Origin of the sequence: Mesorhizobium sp. M3A.F.Ca.ET.175.01.1.1 (assembly GCF_004791945.1) — a bacterium.
Lineage (GTDB): Bacteria > Pseudomonadota > Alphaproteobacteria > Rhizobiales > Rhizobiaceae > Mesorhizobium.
This window is the reverse complement of the sequence record NZ_SRTP01000285.1, coordinates 1-310: the sequence shown is the minus strand read 5'-3', so window position 1 is coordinate 310 and position 310 is coordinate 1. Positions and strand designations below refer to the sequence as shown.

At 65.2% G+C, this 310-nt stretch carries 1 protein-coding gene; it reads left to right on the top strand.

What is annotated here, in order from left to right; genetic code table 11:
• The coding region (locus EN818_RS31670; protein ID WP_189524005.1) for a precorrin-8X methylmutase at positions 1-310 on the top strand (310 nt) is incomplete at both ends.

Sequence of the window (310 nt, the reverse complement as noted above, 5' to 3'; positions counted from 1 at the left end):
GCCAGGTCGAAGCCGCCAGCCATTTTGTCTTCTCCAGCGATTTCGTCTTAACGGCGCGCTCGGCCCTTGCCGCCGGCGCGCCGATCTTCTGCGATGCCGAAATGGTCGCTCATGGCGTCACCCGCGCGCGCCTGGCGGCCGGCAATGAAGTGATCTGCACGCTGCGCGATCCGCGCACCGCCGAAATCGCCAAGGAAATCGGGAACACGCGTTCCGCCGCTGCGATCGACCTCTGGGGCGAACGCATGGCCGGCTCGGTCGTCGCTATCGGCAACGCGCCGACCGCGCTCTTCTATCTGCTCGAAAAATT